The organism is Candidatus Methylobacter oryzae (assembly GCF_003994235.2).
Taxonomy (GTDB): domain Bacteria; phylum Pseudomonadota; class Gammaproteobacteria; order Methylococcales; family Methylomonadaceae; genus Methylobacter_A; species Methylobacter_A oryzae.
In genome coordinates, this window is record NZ_RYFG02000112.1 from 56,556 (window position 1) to 74,918 (window position 18,363).

Consider the following 18,363-nt stretch of genomic DNA (forward strand, 5'->3'; position numbering starts at 1 on the left):
AACGCTACTAGCTTTAATTCTGCACTGTTTTTAAATTATTTTCCAGTTTTATTTTATTTTTACGACTGTTCCTTTGTCCAACCATTGACTCAAATGATCAATTTGCCCGTTAGTCAACGCAATACATCCATGCGTCCAATTCATTGATTTATGAATTTTTTCATCCGCTCGACCTAGGCCATGAATACCAATTCTCCCGCCTAAAGGCGTATTTTGCGGCGGCACCTGATGAGCCCGGTGAGCACTTATAATACTGTTGTAGGTTGCTTGGTTGATGACCCCCTGCTCCAAGGCTTTTTGAGCATCGTCAGCAGACGGGTAAGTCAAACCGAAGAACTTTCGGAAAGAACTATTCTCACCAACCCAACCTATTCTGTAATCCCCAAAAGGCGTAATGTTATCGCCCTGATGACTTTTAAATCCGGCGCCTCCTCGACCAATGGCAATATCATTTATGGTGTCAATCGTTTGTTTACCTTTTTTGACCTCAATAGTCAGCGCTTTTGTGTCGACCAAAAGCCAAACATCGTCATCAGCAATGACCGAAAAAGAAAACAAACTAAAACACAGCAATAAATAAATTCGCGACATAAATGCTCTACACTAGATAAGAATTTTGGTGTACTTTAGTCACCAGGTTAATTGTCGAATTAAGGATCCCGCATGCAAATAGAAATTATCACAACGCATCCATACAACGACCAAAGTCCTGGCACCTCCGGTCTTAGAAAAAAAGTTAAAGTCTTTCAACAAACCGGTTACCTGGAAAATTTTGTTCAATCAATTTTCGATTCGTTACATAATTTTACCGGAAAAACGCTGGTACTGGGCGGAGACGGACGGTATTTTAACAGACCGGCCATACAGACCATTATCAAGATAGCAGCAGCCAACGGTTTCGGCGAACTTATTATAGGTCAAGGCGGCCTCCTGTCTACCCCGGCCGCATCACATCTTATTAGAAAAAATAATGCCTTCGGAGGACTGATTCTATCCGCCAGCCATAACCCCGGCGGACCTGATGAAGATTTCGGCATTAAATACAACGTCGGTAACGGCGGCCCTGCCCCCGAAAAATATACCAACGCATTTTTTCAGCGCAGCCTGAGTATCGATAGCTATAAGACCGCTCGTATCGACGACATAGACCTGGATTGCATCGGCGCATATCAAATAGATGGGCTTAAGGTGACTATCGTTGATCCGGTAGCCGATTATGCCGAGCTGATGCAGTCTATTTTCGATTTCAATTTACTGAAGCAAAGCATCGGCTCCGGCTATATCACCCTGCTTTTTGACGCAATGCATGCCATCACCGGCCCTTATGCAAAAAGAATATTGGTAGACATGTTAGGCGCAACGCCGGACTCGGTCATTAATGCCGAACCTCTGGAAGATTTTGGCGGCCATCATCCCGACCCCAATTTAGCACATGCTAAGGAATTGGCTGAGCGCATGTTCAATTCAAAAGCTCCGGTTTTTGGCGCAGCATCGGACGGCGACGGCGACCGCAACATGATTACCGGAAGCCATATTTTCGTAACGCCTAGCGACAGCTTGGCGATTATGGCGGCTAACGCGCACTTAATCCCGGCTTATGCCCAGGGTTTACGCGGCGTGGCCCGGTCAATGCCTACCAGTCAAGCAGTTGACCGTGTAGCAGCCCGTTACAACATCCCATGTTATGAAACACCGACCGGCTGGAAATTCTTCGGCAACCTTTTGGATGCAGGAAAAATCACCCTGTGCGGCGAAGAAAGCTTCGGCACCGGCTCCGATCATGTACGAGAAAAAGACGGCTTATGGGCAGTATTGTTCTGGCTGAATTTAATCGCCAGAAAACGCCAGCCTGTTGCCGACATTGTGCATGAACACTGGCAAAAATTCGGCCGCGATATCTATTGCAGACATGATTATGAAGCCGTAGAAATGGATATTGCCAACGGCATTGTCGAGCACTTGGTCAATCAGTTATCCGCATTGCCGGGCCAAACTTTCGGTGAATATAAAGTCAAATATGCCGATGAATTCAGCTATGAAGATTCCGTAGATGGAAGCGTCAGCAGTAAACAGGGCATACGCATCGGTTTTGACAACGGCTCTCGTATTATTTTCCGTTTATCCGGAACAGGAACCGTCGGTGCAACATTAAGAATCTACTTGGAACGTTTTGAAGCAGACGCCTCAAAACACGATCAAGACGCCCAAACCGCCCTTGCAGAGTTAATTAGCCTGGCCGAACAATTTTGCGAGATTAAAAAACGTACAGGCAGAACTGCGCCTGACGTCGTAACCTAAATAAATATCCATCGGAAAAACATCAAATTTTACTTTGCCGCCGAGCAAGGCATTATGCCTCAAGTAAAATAACAAATTCCGGCTATCCCCGTTGCCATATCATCAGGCCGCATGAAACTATGGGCAGATGATATGGCGATATAAATGAAGCCAAGCTTCTTCACTTTATTAAAACCAAGAACAAAATTATCGGTCTTAAGAGCCTCCATACGGAAAAAGCCAATCATGAGCGAAAATAGACGATCACATGAAGCCTTAAGCCTTAGAACTTTTTTCGACGATCAAATTCGCCACCTGCAAGAGCTAGTCCACGGCCTGAGCGATCACATCCACGAGGAAGAGCAACAGACGGAGGAAGACCGGCAAATTATCGAAAGTTTCGTTGATGGCTCGAACAGCAAAATGCGCGCCGTAGACGATTACTCTGATAAATTAAGAGGGCATGTGCAGGGCCTGTATAAACATGTACTCCAGATTGCCGATGAGATTCCCCCGCCCATCGACTTGAACCGGGATGCATTTATTACGGATCCTCTCGTCAACACCCTGTTCGTACTTAACAAAGACATCGACAAACTGTTCAGTACCGATCCCGATTTAGATACTTATTTACGCACGCACAGTAAATATCAATTCCCCGTAGTGTATGCCCTGTTAACTGCCTGTAAAACCGAAAAGCACACGTTGGGCATGAGTATGCAGGGAGACATGGTTATTCACGACGTACCTCAGCAAGCGGTCAATTTCTCCTCGCACAAAATTCATATACCTTGCGCCAGCCTTGAAGAACTAAGCGCCGCACTAAAAAATTATCTGTTCCGCCGCGTAGTAACGCTGACCAAGCAGGAGATGACGTCGCGCATGGCTAATCAACTTTTTAATACCGACCATGTTTCTTACGAATCTCGAGTAGCAAGCCTGGCTAACCCGGAAGTTTATCTGAATACCTTGGTCGAATATCTCGCCCCCCCAGCCAAACTGTTAAGCATTGACAAGTCTCATTTCAGGCTCAGCAAGCTGGGCATCAAATTAGACCGCGACGACAAACAGAGCGCGAATGAGTTTGATATTCACGAGCTGATATGGGCCAACAGCATCAGAAACGTGGTATTGCAAGTCGCCTACACTCGCTCAAACTAAAACGCCGCCGGCCTAAACTTCCATATGATGCGCGATGCCGTGCAACGAACAGATCAGCAACACGCCCATGGCAATCAACGCAATCTGTTGCAATGACGTTTTCGTGTCGGTTTTTTTATGTAGTGACGGTATCAAGTCGGCCACCGCGATATAGATAAAGCTTGAGGCTGCCAACGCCAGAAAATACGGCAGCTTATCATGCAAATCTTCCAATCCGAAATAAGCCAATACGCCGCCCAAAACCGTCGTTAAACTGGCGAGCATATTGTAAAAAAGCGCTTTGCTTTTGGAGTAACCGCTGTGCAGCAAAATAGCAAAATCACCCACTTCTTGAGGAATTTCATGCGCCGCAACGGCCAAGCTTGTCACTATGCCGAGTTGCACATCGGTCAAAAACGCAGCCGCTATTAAAACACCATCGACAAAATTATGAATGCCGTCACCAAGAATAATCAGCGCACCGGCCGACCTGGCCATGCCGTGACTGTGGCTATGCGCATGAGCATGAACGTGCTCATGGCCGTGTTCGTCTTCATCGCCATGCGCCTCACAGTCACCCGAATGACAGTGGCGCCAAATCAGTAATTTCTCCAGCACAAAAAAACCAAGCACGCCCGCCAGTATCGTTCCCGATAACGACTGAAACTGCTCGGGCTTAATTGCTGAAAAAGCCTCGGGAATCAACCCCCAAAAAGCAACTGCCAATAATGCACCAATCGCAAAACTGATCCCATGCGGCAGCACCGCATTTCTGCGATGATCCGGCAACAATAGAAAAACTGCCGCCGCCATGACACTTAAGATGCCGCCGATTGCGGTAAAGATGACAATTAATATCAGTAAATCCACTACTTTAAACTCTCCAAATTAGCGTAGCCATACGCCCTGTTTCTTTATCCCGGCGATAAGAATAAAAACGTTCATGTTCGGTGACGGTACAAAAACCGCCACCGTAAACCCTATCGACGCCTAACCGAGCCAGATCAATCCGAGCCAGCTGGTAAATATCGGCCAACCACTTACCGTTGCTTTGTTGTTTAAAAGCCGTTGTGAATGTTAACGACTTCTCCAAAAACGCATCCCGCACTTCCTGGCCTACCTCAAAGCAATCGGGACCGATTGCAGGCCCCAGCCAAACCAGGACACCGGTGCTTGTCATTGCCGTTAGCGTATTGCCGATCACACCGGCCAGCAATCCTCGCCAACCCGCGTGAATCGCGGCCACCTGCCCACCGTCAGCCGTGCAAACCAGCAATGGCAGACAATCCGCCGTCAGCACTGCGCAGACAACGCCCGACTCCGCCGTATAACTGGCATCGGCTTGCTGCAACGGTTCGGCTGCTAGCGCCTGTACCGCCCGGTTACTGTGTATTTGCTCCAGCCAAACCGGCTCACTCGGCAAGTCCAGCATCGCCTTGATGGTCTGACGGTTTTGCCTGACTAAATCCGCGTCATCGCCGACATGCATAGCCGGGTTAAGACTGGCATAAGCGCCGCAGCTCGCGCCGCCGGTTCGCAACGTAGTCGCCGCATGCACATTGGCCGGTGCGGGCCAATCCGGCGTCAGCCAATGTTTATACCCAAAGGGCATAAATTTCGTTTGAGCGGGCAAACCGCTCAACTCAGCTTTATACCCAGAGGGCATAAGTTTCGTTTGAGCAGACAAGCTGCTCAACTCAGCTTTAATCCCGCTCATTTTCCGCCAACGCCTCCAGCAACCGTGTCATATCGTCCGGCAACGGCTGTTCCCACTCCATGTATTCATCGGTCACGGGATGTACTAAGCCCAGCTTGGCCGCATGCAAAGCCTGACGTTTGAAACTGCGCAATTCTTTTTCCAGGCGCTCGCTACAATCCGGCGGCATTTGAAAACGTCCGCCATAAACCTGATCGCCCAACAGCGGAAAACGGATATGCGCCATATGCACCCTGATCTGATGGGTTCGGCCGGTTTCCAGCTTAACCCGGATCAGCGTATGACGGGCAAAGCGCTGGACGACCCGGTAGTGCGTCACCGCAAACTTACCGTTTTCCTTAACTGTGTAACGCTTGCGATCGGTCGGATGCCTGCCGATAGGCTCATCGACCGTACCGCCTGCCGTCATTCTTCCCTTCGTGATCGCCAGATATTCGCGATTAATATCCCTGTCCTGCAACTGCTGCGTCAGGCTGTTATGGGCTTGCAACGTTTTTGCAATCATCAGCAAGCCGCTGGTTTCCTTGTCGATTCGATGTACGATGCCAGCTCTTGGCAAAGTTTCCAGATTAGGATCGTGATTCAGCAGAGCGTTCAACAAAGTACCGCTCCAGTTTCCTGCCGCAGGATGCACGACCAAACCGGCCGGTTTATTCACAATCAAAAGGCTGTTATCTTCATAAACAATATCCAAAGGAATCTCTTCGGCTTCGGATGTAATCACAACTTCCGCCTCGGCATCCAACGTTATTGTCTCGCCGCCTTCAAGCTTGTCTTTTGCTTTAAGCGTCAAACCGTTAACTTGTACGCGTCCGGCTTTAACCCAAATTTGCAGCTTGCTGCGTGAATAATCGGTAAACAATTCGGCAAGTATTTGATCCAACCGCATACCGGCCATTTCAAATGGCACTTCTTCCGTTAATCTTGTCATAACAAGTTCTTCTGATTAACCCATTGTTAAGTTATACTCGCCGGATTCCCAAGCCATCCGAAGTATCGCAGTTATATCCAGCGAGAAAAACCCCTTATATTACAGCGTGTCGTTAGTACTATGCGATTAATTTTAATTAAACTTTTACTTATCTGTTGTTTAGGCCTGTCTCTTCAAGGCTGTGAGACGCTTAAAGGCCTGACTTCCGGCGATTCCGATACGACAGACGAATATGCCGACTGGAATGCTGAAAAATTTCGAAAAGAAGCCAAAACCGCATTGGATAGCGCCAATTACGACAAGGCAATCAAGCTCTACGAAGCACTCGAATCGCGTTATCCTTTTGGCGATGAATCGGCTCAAAACCAGCTGGATGTTGCTTACGCTTATTACAAAAACGCCGATCCGGAAGCCGCAATCGCTGCTGCGGACCGTTTTATCAAAACCAATCCACGCAGTTCCAGCGTCGATTACGCTTATTACTTAAAAGGCCTGATTAATTACAATCGCGGCATAGGCTTTATCGACCGCTTCCTGCCTACCGATACGTCGCAACGCGACCCGGGAAATGCACGTGACGCCTACGATAATTTCGCCGAACTGATTCGCCGGTTTCCCGCCAGCAAATACGTGCCCGATGCCCAACTGCGCATGATTGCGCTTAAAAACAACTTGGCGATGTATGAAGTCCATGTCGCCCGCTACTATATGAAACGGAAAGCCTATGTAGCTGCCGTCAACCGGGCGTCGACCGTACTTGATAAATACCAGCGCACCCCTGCCGTCCCCTTTGCCTTGCAAATCATGCAGGAAGCCTACACGAAGCTTGATTTGCCGGATCTTGCCAAAGATACCGCCCGAGTCTACGACCTAAACTACCCGAACGGTCCGCCGGTACCCGAACATAAAGATTCGACCTTTTCGCACAAGGTTTGGGATTTTATTGGTTTAGAAAAATAGACTGTGTTACATGCTGTCCACGAAAGACACAAAAAGCACGAAAAAGTTTTATCCTAAAAATCTCACGCCGCCTATTTGGCAAGCATTCCAACCCCCCCCTTTGACCAAGCGTTTTAAGCGCAGTCAAAGGGCTCAGAGCAACCTGAATTTTGGAGTGCTCAACTATCTCAGTTATTACAGAATGCACTCTTTATGAGCCTTGACCTTACGCAGCCTCCAACTCCCCATTCTTATTTTTCGTGGACAAACAAACCTCAATACAAATCCACCGGATCGACATCCAGCGACCAGCGCACTTTTTTCGCTTGCTTGAGCTTTTCGATAAGCGGCATCAGCACGTCAAGCAAGGCATGAAGTTCAGGCCGCTTACCGCTCTGAAACAACAATTGATACCGGTAAAGCCCGGCGCGCCTGGCCATCGGTGCGGCAACCGGACCCAAAATCTGGGTATGCCCCTTGCTGTGCTCGTTCGCCAATTCAACAACCGCATGCAAAAACAGCTTCGGCATCTCGGCATTTGTGGCCTGCACTCTTAATAAAGCCTGATAACTGAACGGCGGCAATGCCGCCTCCTTGCGCTCTGCCAGCGCAATTTTCGCAAAACTGCGGTAATCCTGCCTGATCAACGTCATTAATAAAGGATGTTCCGGCTGCCGGGTTTGCATGATAACGCGGCCGGGCTTTTCCGCGCGACCGGCACGGCCGGAGACTTGCACGATCATTTGCGCGAGCTTTTCCGGGGCATGAAAATCGATACTGAACAGGCCGCTATCGACATCCAAAATCGCCACCAGAGTGACATTAGGAAAATGATGGCCTTTCGCCAACATTTGCGTACCCAGGATAATATTCACCGAACCCTGGTTGATTTGCTGCAAATAATTTTCCAGCGAACCTTTGCGCTGGGTGGAATCACGGTCTAGGCGCACGATCACCTTATCGGCAAACAATTCCGCCAACACTTTTTCCACCCTTTCCGTGCCCAGGCCCAGCGGCGTCAGTTCCCCGATTTTGCAGGAAGGACATTGCCTGATCAGCCGTTGCTCCTGTCCGCAATGATGGCAACGCAACATGCCTTCATCGTAATGAATGACCAGGTTCGCGTCGCAACGCCGGCAGCGCGCAACCCAGCCGCAACCATGGCAGATCAACGTAGGAGCAAAGCCGCGCCGGTTTAAAAACAACAGTACCTGTTCATTTTTTGCCAGGGTAAGGCGCATCTCGCCAATCAGCGCTTCGGACAAGCCTTCCTGCATCCTTTTATTCCTGATGTCCAACAACTGCAACGCCGGCGCCGTTGCATTCCCTGCCCTTTCCGGCAAGTGCAGCAAGCGGTAGCGCTTGTTATCGACGTTATGCAGGCTTTCCAACGCCGGTGTAGCGGAACCCAACAATACCGGAATGTTTAACAGTTTGCCGCGCACCACGGCGACATCGCGCGCGGAAAAACGGAAGCCTTCCTGTTGCTTGAACGAGGAATCGTGCTCTTCATCGAGAATAATCAAACCGGGATTTTGTAATGGCGTAAACAGCGCGGAACGGGTGCCCAACAGGATCGCGCATTCGCCGCGCTGCATTTGCAGCCAGGCGCAAGCCCGCTGCCGGTCGGTCAATTTGGAATGCGAGACGGCAATGCTGACCGTAAATCGTTGCATGAAGCGCTGCTCAAGTTGCGGAGTCAGCGTAATTTCCGGCAACAGCACCAGAACCTGTTGGCCTCGTTCCAGCACCGTGCGAATCACCTGCATATAAACTTCTGTTTTGCCGCTGCCGGTCACGCCTTCCAGTAAAAACACGCCGAACCGGCCAAGGCTATCGCATACCGCGTCTATCGCCGCTTGCTGCTGAGGATTGCATTCGAGGGCATTATTCCTGATGATCGCTTCGGCTGCGCCCAAAGCAAAATTCGCCCGCGATCCCGATTCGGCAAGCTGTAGCAATCGCTTATCGATTAATTGTTTGACCGAAGACTTCCAATTATCGTTCCACGCGGAAAGTTCCGCTTCGGATAAACTGCTTTGATGCGCCTGAAATTTTTCCAATACGCTTTTTTGTTTGGGTGTTCGTTTCAACAGCTCGCTATCGATAGCTTTGCCGGAGTCGGTCAACGCATAGCGTTTTTCCGCTTGAATGACAGCTGATTTTCCTTGGCGCAACATCACCGGAAAAGCCGCACTGAAAACTTCGCCCAACGGATGATGATAATAACGGCCGGCCCAATGCAGCAGTTCCAGGTCTTTTGCCGATAACAACGGCTCCTCGTCCAGAATCCGTTCGGCTCGTTTTAATTTATCGAGTTCGACATCGCTGTGTTGAACGCATTCGACCAGAACGGCGATCTTTTTAGCCTTTCCAAAAGGGACTTCCAATCGAACGCCGGGCTTGATATTGCTCCGCTCAAACTGCTCCGGAACAAGATAATCAAACAACCGGTAAACAGGAACCGCAACAGCAACTCTCAAGACTGCTTCATTCCATCTTTGCAACTTAGCCATAATGCTTGAATTATTTTTTATGTTTGAAGGCTAAGTGACTATACGGTTTAGGCTATTTGAGTTACCCACAGGATCTGTGGATAACTCTGTGGAGAAACGGTTTTTAACATGTCTTACTAGCGGTTTTTATTAAAGTTTTCTTAATTTGAACAGTTTTTACCCACCGCTCTATTTTTATTAACTTTCAATAACTTATCAGCTTACATGCTGTAAATATCCGCTGTTTTCCCGCTCATATTCTTGCATTGCTCAATGCGGCTGCATTTGTGAATTACTGCGCGGGCGATACTCGAATTTAGAGCGCCTTCGGACTGAGTTTTATATTTATCGGGGTTTGATGAATTTAATCGTCATCCGGTCGCTTTCCCCGATAGCCAGATATTTCGCCCTGTCTTTATCCTTGAGTTTTAAAGCCGGCGGCAAAGTCCAGACGCCTTCCGGATAATCCTTGGTATCTTTACTGTTAGCGTTAATTTCGGATTTATCTAAAAACTCAAAGCCCGCATTCCTTGCCAGGGCAATCACATAATCTTCACTGACGTAACCGGATTCGGCCTTGGTATCCTGCGGTTTCAGCGCTGAGTTTCTATGTTCCACAACGCCTAAAATCCCGCCGGGCTTTAATGCCTTGTACATCGCATTGAATACCGCCGCGGCTTGATCGTTTTTCATCCAGTTATGGACGTTGCGAAACGTTAAAACCCGGTCTGCCGAACCATCCGGGGCTATTTGCAGGAATTTCGGCGGCTGTAGCACGGTTAGCTGAACTTTGTCATAAACTTTAGGCTGCTTTTTTGTCTTTTCGATAAATTCATGCAGGTTCTTTCTATAATAAGGTTCGTCGGCCTCTGTTGAAAAATGCGCCGCATAAAGCTTGCCGCGATTTCTCAAATAAGGCGCCAGGATTTCCGTATACCAACCCTCGCCCGGCCAGACTTCGACAACTGTCATGTTGTCCTTTACGTCAAAAAACTCCAGTGTTTGTTGCGGATGCCGGTATTTATCCCGGTTTTTATGCTCGACCGAACGCTGATTACCGGCGATTGCCTGATGTAAAGTATTTGATTTTTCAGCAGCATGCGACAATGAAAAACTGCCGGCAAGCAAAAGCGCCAATAAAATTTTTTTCATGTTATTTATTCCAATGAGTTTTCTCTACAGCAGAGAGGATCCGGTATCGTTGGCAGAACGGCTGCCTTCAAGTAAGCATTGTCTTGTCTACGCCGCTAGAATCAAACCAGCAGCTTCGATTACGTCCCCGGTCTTTCGCTTCATACAAAGCCACATCCGCGCGATGCAACACGGCTTCGCCATTAACATCCTCAGCCAATAAGGCGGTGGCGCCGATACTGACGGTAATATTTACCGGCCCTGCTTCATGATCGATAACGGCTTCTGCCACTTTTTGACGCAACCGTTCAGCCATTACCATTGCATCGTTTTTGTCTGCCCCTGACAGCAAAATAGCAAACTCTTCACCCCCCAAGCGCGCCGGTACGTCAATGGCCCGTGAGCTATTACGGGCGATGTCGGCAAATACCTTTAACACCGCGTCGCCGGTAGCGTGGCCGTAATTGTCATTAATCCGTTTAAAGAAATCCAAATCCATCATTAACAATGCGGCTGAATAATGAGATAAACGCGCCACTTTTGCCCTTTCCTGCTCCAGTAGTTCCAAGAATACGCGGCGGTTCGCCAATTCGGTCAACGGATCGGTACTGGCCAGTTTTTGCAGTTGGGCTTCCATTTCTTTTCGCGCGGTAATATCTTCTTTAATACCAATGAAATGAGTAATCTCCCCCGCTCGGTTTTTTACCGGCGCAATGCTGAGCTCCTCATGATACAAACTGCCGTTTTTGCGTTTATTAATCAGTTCGCCGCGCCAGTGCTCGCCAACCAAAAGATCGGCCCACATATCTTCATAAAATGCCTTTTCTTGTAAACCTGATTTGACTAACTGATTCGGCTTATGACCCACGGCTTCTTCCGGGCTATAACCGGTTAGTCGGCCAAAAGCGGAATTAGCCCATATAAGGGTCGCATTTTTATCGGTAATGACAATACCATTCGCCGCCGCTTCCAACGCAGCTATCAACAAATTATTACGTGCTTCCATTTCGGTTCGTAACAATGCATAACGGATCACCCGCGCCAAGCCGTCATAACCAAAATCGCCTTTGACCATATAATCCAGCGCCCCCGCTTCCAGTGCGGTGAGTGTAAAATCGGTATCGCCGCAGCCGCTGAGCACGACAATCGGAACATCCATCACCATGGCCCGAGCCCTATGGATAGTTTCTAAACCTTCCGAATCCGGTAACGACAAATCCAGCAACATGACGTTAAAAGATGAGTCCGCCAAACAGCGTTGCGCTTCATTGAGCGATTGAGCCCACGTGACATCGAAATGCCCGCTCTGAGCTTGTCTCAATTTCATTTTTACCAGATTAGCATCACCGGCTTCGTCTTCTACCAGCAATACTCGAATCGATTCGATTGAGCTCATAGCCTGTGATCTTGGGGCAATCGCACCAAACTGAACCAATAATCGCCAATCTGCTGAATAGCTTTAATAAACTGCACCATATCGACAGGCTTGGTAATATAACTGGCAGCTCCAAGCTCATAGGAGCGAACCACATCCTTTTCAACGTCGGAAGTCGTCAATACCACCACGGGAATGCTCTTGAAGCGCTGATCGGCTTTAATCGCCGCTAAAAACTCGCTGCCGTTCATCCGCGGCATGTTAAAGTCGAGAAAAATCAAATCAGGTCTCGGCGCATCGACATATTTTTCTGTGCGATTTAAAAAATCCAGCCCTTCCCGTCCGTCAACCACATGATGCAAGTGCGCCAGCACTTTGCCTTCTTTTAACGCCATTTTTACTAAATACGCGTCCGAGGGTTCATCCTCCAATAATAAAATCTCAACAAAATGGGAATTACCAGCTTCACTCATCATTAAATCTCTTACTCAGTGTTTTAGTGCCTGATTGTCTAAAACCGATAACTTTGACTCAGGCAAATCAAATACAACAGTAATGCCGCCGCCCGGCGTGTCCTGCAATATAACGGAACCGCCGCCGCTCTCGATAATCCGCCGGACAATGGCCAAGCCGATGCCCGTGGAATCTTGCTCGTCATGCACCTGCAAACGCTCAAATACGCCAAAAACGCGATCCTGGTATTCCGCCGGGATACCGATACCGTTATCCTCGACGCAATACAACGCTCGTCCCGCTCTCGATTCGCTATGAATCCGGATATGCGGCACACGCTCGGGATGACGGTAACAGAGGGCATTGTCCAACAAAATGCTGAAAATATCTTTCAACCGGGGAAGATCGAAATAAACGGGACAGACGCCATTGTAATCTACCTGGGCACCGGTTTCACGTATTAGCGGCGCCCGTCGTTCCAACAAATTAGAAATGACTTCGGCAACAGCAATACTTTCTGTTTTACTGCGCGGTTGGTCGGCAGCAAGATACAGTTGAATATCGCGCACCAGAGCACGTTGCCGCACCGCACTTTGCTCAATAAAATGCAAAGACAACGCAATGTCGTCGTTTAACTGTTCTGTCGGCATATGCGTTCGTAAACGTTGTACAAAGCTTACCAATCGCCGCGCCGGCTCCTGCAAATGATGTGCGGCAATATGCGTAAACTGTTGCAATTCAGCGTGAGCGCGCGCCAGTTTATTCTCTACCTGCTTACGCTCGGTAATATCGAAACAGGAACCGATATAACCAAGAAAGGTATCATCATCCGCATAGCGTGGAACACCGGTATCGATCAGCCACCGGTATTCGCCGTCATGGCGAAGCAGGCGATATTCCATTGAAAAGCCGATTCGCCGATCAAACGCCCTCACATAAGTATCAAGACAACGCTGATAATCATCGGGATGCACGCCATCCGCCCAACCGTTGCCCTGTTCCTGCTCCAGGGTACGGCCGGTAAACTCCAGCCAGACTTTATTAAAGTAGTAACACAGCCTATCGGTACCGGACAGCCAGATCAGTACCGGCGCCGAATCCGCCATTAGCCGGAAACGCTGTTCACTCTCACGCAATTGCGCCGTCAACTGATAGGCCATTTTAGCGGCGTTGGCGCTCATATTAAGATACGAACGCAACAGGAAGAACAACAACAAACTGGTGACCACCCCCGCTCCCAGGATGATCCGCATTTTGCTGTAATCTATACTGCTCTGCGTCCCGGCAATCCGCTCGAATTGCAATGTCCAGATCCTGCCGTTAAAGTCGGTCGCTATCTCCACAGTCGGCAAGGAATTGTCTGTCGCTACAGAAGATGTCTCCGCACTGTCATAAAGCATATTCTCCGCTTGCGTCGTGCTTCCGTCATAGACGCGCATACGCACATGCACCTTAGTGCCGCCTTCGTGGTTGGACACCAGCTTATCCAACAAATCCCCCATACGAAAAGGACTGTATACCCAACCTAATAATGCGGCCCGATGCTGTTCAACAGTATCGCCAGGCAGCCCCTTCCGGTAAACCGGCACATACATCAAAGTGCCGGCTTGCTTGTCTTTATCCGTTTCCTGTACCAGAGTCACCTTAGCCGACAGAGTGGCTTTATTTTCATCCCGCGCCTGCTCCATGGCCGCACGACGTATCGGTTCGGAATACATGTCATAGCCAAAGGCGCGTAAGTTAGGTCCGCTGAACGGTTCCAGAAAAACGATGGCGGTATAATTGTCGCGTTGACCATCAGGCCGCACCGTATAGTCAGGAAAACCTTCAGCGCGTAGTCGCGCCTGGTGTGCAGCCAATTGCTCAGCCGGAATCCAGACAGAAAAACCCAAGCCCTGAATACCGTTAAAGTGTTCATCGCTACGTAGGCGTGCGACAAAACGGCGCCATTCTTCACGTGTCACTCCTTCAGAGGCATCGAACATCGCGGCGGCGCTCAGCAATGTCTGCTTATGCGCATCAAGTCTTGACTCTACTGTTAAGCGGATTTCATCGCACTGAATCGCAAAATGGCGATACTCGTTCCGTTCCGTATCAAGCTTTATCGAATAGGCCGCCAAACCTGTTCCAAGCAGTCCAACCAGTAACGACAACCAAGGCAACACAGATCGCAAATAGTATTTCATTATTATTTTTTATGCTTGCTTCCAAGCTCTCGATTTGCGTAAAAGAAAATGTTGTTGAACATGATTAATTGCCTTGCCGTGCAAAAGTGCCGGTATTTATACCCAAAGGGCATAAGTTTCGTTTGAGCAGCCAAGCTGCTCAACTCAGCTTTATACCCAAAGGGCATAAGTAGGGTTTGAGCGGACAGGCTGCTCAACTCCGCTTTAAAAGCGGCAATTCAAACCAGAACGTACAGCCTTGTCCTTCGCCTGCCGACTCGACGCCAATGGTTCCATGATGATGCTCGACAATCTTACGGCACAAAGCCAAACCGACGCCGGTACCTTCAAAACGGCTACGCGCCTGCAAGCGCGAAAACACCTTGAATAGGCGATCCATCTGTTTCGGCTCAATGCCGATGCCCTGGTCGCGTACTTCTACCCGTAACGAGCCGGCACAAACTTCGCCATGAACATGAATTTGCGGCGGCTGGTTTTCTTCATGATATTTTAGTGCGTTGCCAATCAGGTTTTGCAGCAGACGCGTTAACTCATCGCGGCTGGCGAACAATTCGGGCCAATCCCCGCTTACTTTAATTTCACAGCCGTAACTGTTGATTTCGGGACCTAGAAACGCCAGCGCTTCGTCTAAAGAGATTTTACTGCTAATCCGGGTTTTGGCCTCAGTTTTACGACCGACCCGGGAATAATCCAGCAGCGATAAAATCATCGCATCCATACGCTTCGCGCCGTCCACCGCAAAATCAAGAAACTGTTGCGTTTCTTCATCGAGCCGTCCGCCTAGTGCGCTTTCAATTAAGGACAAATAGCTGGTCACCATGCGCAACGGCTGGCGCATATCGTGCGACACGGCATAAGCGAATTGTTCAAGCTCGGCATTCGAGCGGGTGAGTTCGTTTTCGACTTGTTTGCGCTGGGTAATATCGTACAGTATCGCTAAATTCATACCGGCGAAATCGTGCTGAATCGTCACCGCAGTCGCCAGCACGATCCTGATACTGTTGTCTTTACAGCGAATAGCCACTTCCATTGGCGGAAAGTCAGTCTGCTCCTGCTTGGCTTTTTCCAACGTCTCTTGCCAAGTCGTTTGAACCCAGTGCCGGTAATCCGGATCGGGATAAGCTTTCGGCCACCAATCCAGCAAAGAGGGAAGATCTTCCCTCGTGTAGCCGAAGGTTTGTACAAACGCCGAATTCAGGAAAGTAATGTTCAGTTGCTCATCATTCATCGCCATCGGTATCGGCGAAACTTCAATAATCGAGCGAAACTTTGCCTCACTGGCGATTAACTCGTTCTCCATGACTTTGCGCTCGGTAATATCGGTGGATATGCCGCATAATCCGTAAATACTGCCGTCTTCACGGCGCAAGGGCTGTTTGGCAGTGAAATAAGTACACGTAGTTCCGGTGTTTTTTTGATTATAAATATTTTCACTCGCTGTCGACTCGCCGAGTTCGATAACACGGATATCGTTTTGGCGCAACCTTGCCGACGTCGTCTCATCGAAAAAAGCGTTGTCAAATTTACCGATAATTTCCTCCAACGGTCTTCCAAACAGCTGCCGCACCGCTTTGTTAGCGTACTGATACTGATAATTGCAGTCCTTGATATAGATATAGGCGTCAACATTATCGAGAATGGTGGCCAGTTTATTTTCGCTTTCGCGAACGGCTTCCTCAATCATTCTGCGCTCGGTAATATCGGTTACAAAACCATGCCAAAGCACTGAACCGTCTTCTTCGCGCTGCGGCAAAGCATTGCCGAATAACCAACATTCCGTGCCATCGGAATGTCTAAGCCGGTATTCATTGCGCCACGGACTTAAATCATGCGCCGATGCCCAAATGGACGCTAGGTGCTGCTCTAAATCGTCAGGATGAACGACGGAAAATACTTTTGCAGCATCCTCAATGACGTCTTCGGGGTCGATACGGTAAATATCACGCAGCACACCGCTGGCATAAGGAAGGCAGGAACTGCCGTCGCTACGCAAGCGAAATTGAAACACCACGCCGGGCAGCTGGGCCGCTATTTTGTGCAGTTTATCCAAAGCCTCTTGCTTCGCCGTTTCCGCCTGCTTGCGCGCGGAAATATCGCGGACATAAGCGCTAAAAAAATAATCGTCCTTTTCTCCCAGCGCGTCGACAGCCAGCTCTATCGGAAACTCCGAACCATCCGCACGTATAGCCGTGACTTCCAGACGCGTACCGATAATGGCCGATACGCCGGTTTCCATAAATCTCGACAGACTTTGCCGATGCGATTCCTGATAAGCGGGCGGAATGATTAATTCGGTTATTTGGCATCCTAAAGCCTGTCCGCAGGAGTAACCGAAAATCTGTTCGGCTTGGCTATTCCAGCCTGTTACATTGCCGTCATGATCTATCGTGATAATGCCGTCCAGTGCCGAATCGAACAGCGATTGCGTACGCGCAACATTTCTCTGCAACTCGGCATTGGCAATACGTAGCGCTTCTTCCACCGTTTTTCTTCGCTGTATCTCGGCTTGCAGTTGCGCAGCGCTGGGCAAAAACAAGACTTTAGGAACAATCCATAACATCAGCATCGCGGTGGCTATTGAAAGAACCGCGGTAAGAACCTTAAACAAACCGTCCAGCCAATATAACGGTATCCATACGGTGACTGCCGATAATAGATGCGTAGTGCCGCAAGCAACAATAAAACCGGCAAACATGACAAGCAGCCAGGGATAAGGAACGTCTTTGCGCTTCTTGAGTAAATGGATCAGGATCAGCGGAATCGAATAATAGGCCAGCGTAATCAGCAAGTCCGAGATCACATTCAGCCAAAGTAATAGCGGGCTCCACGACAGGCAATAACCATGAGGTATGAGGCCCTTAATGCCAAGAAAATCAATTAATGCTTGCATTCAAATTAAATAGGTTAAAAATTTCGCGCCGTCGTCAACTAAATTCTGACCATGGTTTGAACTTTTATTAGCGGGCTGCTTGACCCGATAGGGTTGCTCTGTTTTTATTAAACTCGGCAAAGACGAGAAAGTGTAATTACGTTGAGATGCTCCCTGCTCTGCCATAACGGCAATATTAAAGCCGCAGCAAAAAGTAATCAATTACTTACGTTAGTATCAGTCAAGACGGACACTTTGATATATACTTTATAACCGTCGTCCAATTATTATTTATACCCGGAGGACATAAGTTCCGTTTGAGCAGACAGGCCGCTCAACTCGGCTTTACACTGAAACTATACGGCCGGAATATAAAAACGCGGACCAACTACTTGCAGCACCCGAAACTAAATCAAATAGAATCAATCCATTATCTATAAAACAATGGCATTTTCATGATCGTTATTTTAGTAAATTTACCTGAAAATACTGATAAGAAAGACATAGAGGAATTTATCAGACCCGCTATTAAAGACGGCCATATGGGAAGTGTTGCAATAATGGTGCAAAAACATCCCAAAACTCACGAGGTTAAATATCACGGGCTGGTCAGATTAACACCCGACCCTGTTGCACAGCGTGCGATAGAAATCCTCAAAAAAGAGCAAATAAACGGTAAGTATGTTGACGTGCATGAATATCGAGCCCGATATTGGCACAACGACCCGAGGATTATGAGTACTAGAGGCGCTCATTTACGCAATATGCGCAAAAGCGAGCGCAGGCAGTTTTTATAAGTTTAAGCTGGCGAATCAGCGCCAGCAACACGCAGGCTTGATAGTTTCTCCTT

At 48.6% G+C, this 18,363-nt stretch carries 14 protein-coding genes; 4 read left to right on the plus strand and 10 right to left on the minus strand.

Features of this window, described 5'->3' with window-relative positions; all coding sequences use genetic code 11:
• Positions 1 to 48: 48 nt before the first annotated feature.
• Positions 49 to 591: a L,D-transpeptidase family protein gene (locus EKO24_RS16875; protein WP_127028099.1), complete on the minus strand. Its 543-nt coding sequence runs from the start codon at positions 589 to 591 to the stop codon at positions 49 to 51.
• A 72-nt stretch (positions 592 to 663) separates the two neighbouring features.
• On the opposite strand from EKO24_RS16875, the gene EKO24_RS16880 reads away from it, so the two are divergent.
• Together EKO24_RS16880 and EKO24_RS16885 are read left to right on the plus strand one after the other, a co-directional pair.
• Entirely contained in the window at positions 664 to 2,298 is a 1,635-nt protein-coding gene (locus tag EKO24_RS16880) for an alpha-D-glucose phosphate-specific phosphoglucomutase (RefSeq protein WP_127028100.1), read from the plus strand.
• A gap of 225 nt (positions 2,299 to 2,523) precedes the next feature.
• Positions 2,524 to 3,438, plus strand: a complete 915-nt coding sequence (locus EKO24_RS16885; protein ID WP_127028101.1) for a hypothetical protein — start codon at positions 2,524 to 2,526, stop codon at positions 3,436 to 3,438.
• A 12-nt stretch (positions 3,439 to 3,450) separates the two neighbouring features.
• Here the strand turns inward: EKO24_RS16885 and EKO24_RS16890 are convergent, their stop codons facing one another.
• The 3 genes from EKO24_RS16890 to rluD all read right to left on the minus strand — a co-directional run bounded on the left by EKO24_RS16890 (position 3,451) and on the right by rluD (position 6,065).
• A complete protein-coding gene (locus tag EKO24_RS16890) occupies positions 3,451 to 4,287 on the minus strand; it encodes a ZIP family metal transporter (protein WP_127028102.1) in 837 nt (278 codons plus the stop codon).
• A gap of 4 nt (positions 4,288 to 4,291) precedes the next feature.
• Positions 4,292 to 5,029: a peptidoglycan editing factor PgeF gene (gene pgeF / locus EKO24_RS16895; protein WP_127028126.1), complete on the minus strand. Its 738-nt coding sequence runs from the start codon at positions 5,027 to 5,029 to the stop codon at positions 4,292 to 4,294.
• Between the two features lie 91 nt (positions 5,030 to 5,120).
• Positions 5,121 to 6,065: a 23S rRNA pseudouridine(1911/1915/1917) synthase RluD gene (gene rluD, locus EKO24_RS16900; RefSeq protein WP_127028103.1), complete on the minus strand. Its 945-nt coding sequence runs from the start codon at positions 6,063 to 6,065 to the stop codon at positions 5,121 to 5,123.
• 120 nt (positions 6,066 to 6,185) lie between these two features.
• Between rluD and EKO24_RS16905 the strand changes: the two genes are divergently transcribed.
• Positions 6,186 to 7,025 carry an outer membrane protein assembly factor BamD gene (locus EKO24_RS16905; protein ID WP_127028104.1) on the plus strand — a complete coding sequence of 280 codons (840 nt, stop codon included), beginning with the start codon at positions 6,186 to 6,188 and terminating at the stop codon, positions 7,023 to 7,025.
• A gap of 254 nt (positions 7,026 to 7,279) precedes the next feature.
• Here the strand turns inward: EKO24_RS16905 and EKO24_RS16910 are convergent, their stop codons facing one another.
• From EKO24_RS16910 to EKO24_RS16935, 6 genes are all read right to left on the minus strand, one after another.
• Entirely contained in the window at positions 7,280 to 9,520 is a 2,241-nt protein-coding gene (locus EKO24_RS16910) for a primosomal protein N' (RefSeq protein ID WP_127028105.1), read from the minus strand.
• Positions 9,521 to 9,844: 324 nt separating this feature from the next.
• Positions 9,845 to 10,651 carry a class I SAM-dependent methyltransferase gene (locus EKO24_RS16915; RefSeq protein WP_127028106.1) on the minus strand — a complete coding sequence of 269 codons (807 nt, stop codon included), beginning with the start codon at positions 10,649 to 10,651 and terminating at the stop codon, positions 9,845 to 9,847.
• 67 nt (positions 10,652 to 10,718) lie between these two features.
• Positions 10,719 to 12,026, minus strand: a complete 1,308-nt coding sequence (locus EKO24_RS16920) for a GGDEF domain-containing response regulator (RefSeq protein ID WP_127028107.1) — start codon at positions 12,024 to 12,026, stop codon at positions 10,719 to 10,721.
• The gene (locus EKO24_RS16925; RefSeq protein WP_241674601.1) at positions 12,023 to 12,481 is read right to left on the minus strand and encodes a response regulator; all 459 of its coding nucleotides are present in this window, start codon (positions 12,479 to 12,481) and stop codon (positions 12,023 to 12,025) included. Before EKO24_RS16925 ends, EKO24_RS16920 begins: the two co-directional genes overlap by 4 nt.
• A gap of 12 nt (positions 12,482 to 12,493) precedes the next feature.
• Positions 12,494 to 14,644 (minus strand): CHASE domain-containing sensor histidine kinase, encoded by a 2,151-nt coding sequence (locus tag EKO24_RS16930; protein WP_127028108.1) that lies wholly within the window; start codon positions 14,642 to 14,644, stop codon positions 12,494 to 12,496.
• Positions 14,645 to 14,837: 193 nt separating this feature from the next.
• Complete coding sequence (locus tag EKO24_RS16935) at positions 14,838 to 17,534, minus strand: PAS domain S-box protein (protein WP_127028109.1); 2,697 nt, start codon at positions 17,532 to 17,534, stop codon at positions 14,838 to 14,840.
• Positions 17,535 to 17,968: 434 nt separating this feature from the next.
• Here EKO24_RS16935 and EKO24_RS16940 point away from each other — a divergent pair, with 434 nt between their 5' ends.
• Positions 17,969 to 18,310 carry an RNA recognition motif domain-containing protein gene (locus EKO24_RS16940; RefSeq protein WP_127028110.1) on the plus strand — a complete coding sequence of 114 codons (342 nt, stop codon included), beginning with the start codon at positions 17,969 to 17,971 and terminating at the stop codon, positions 18,308 to 18,310.
• Positions 18,311 to 18,363 lie beyond the last annotated feature (53 nt).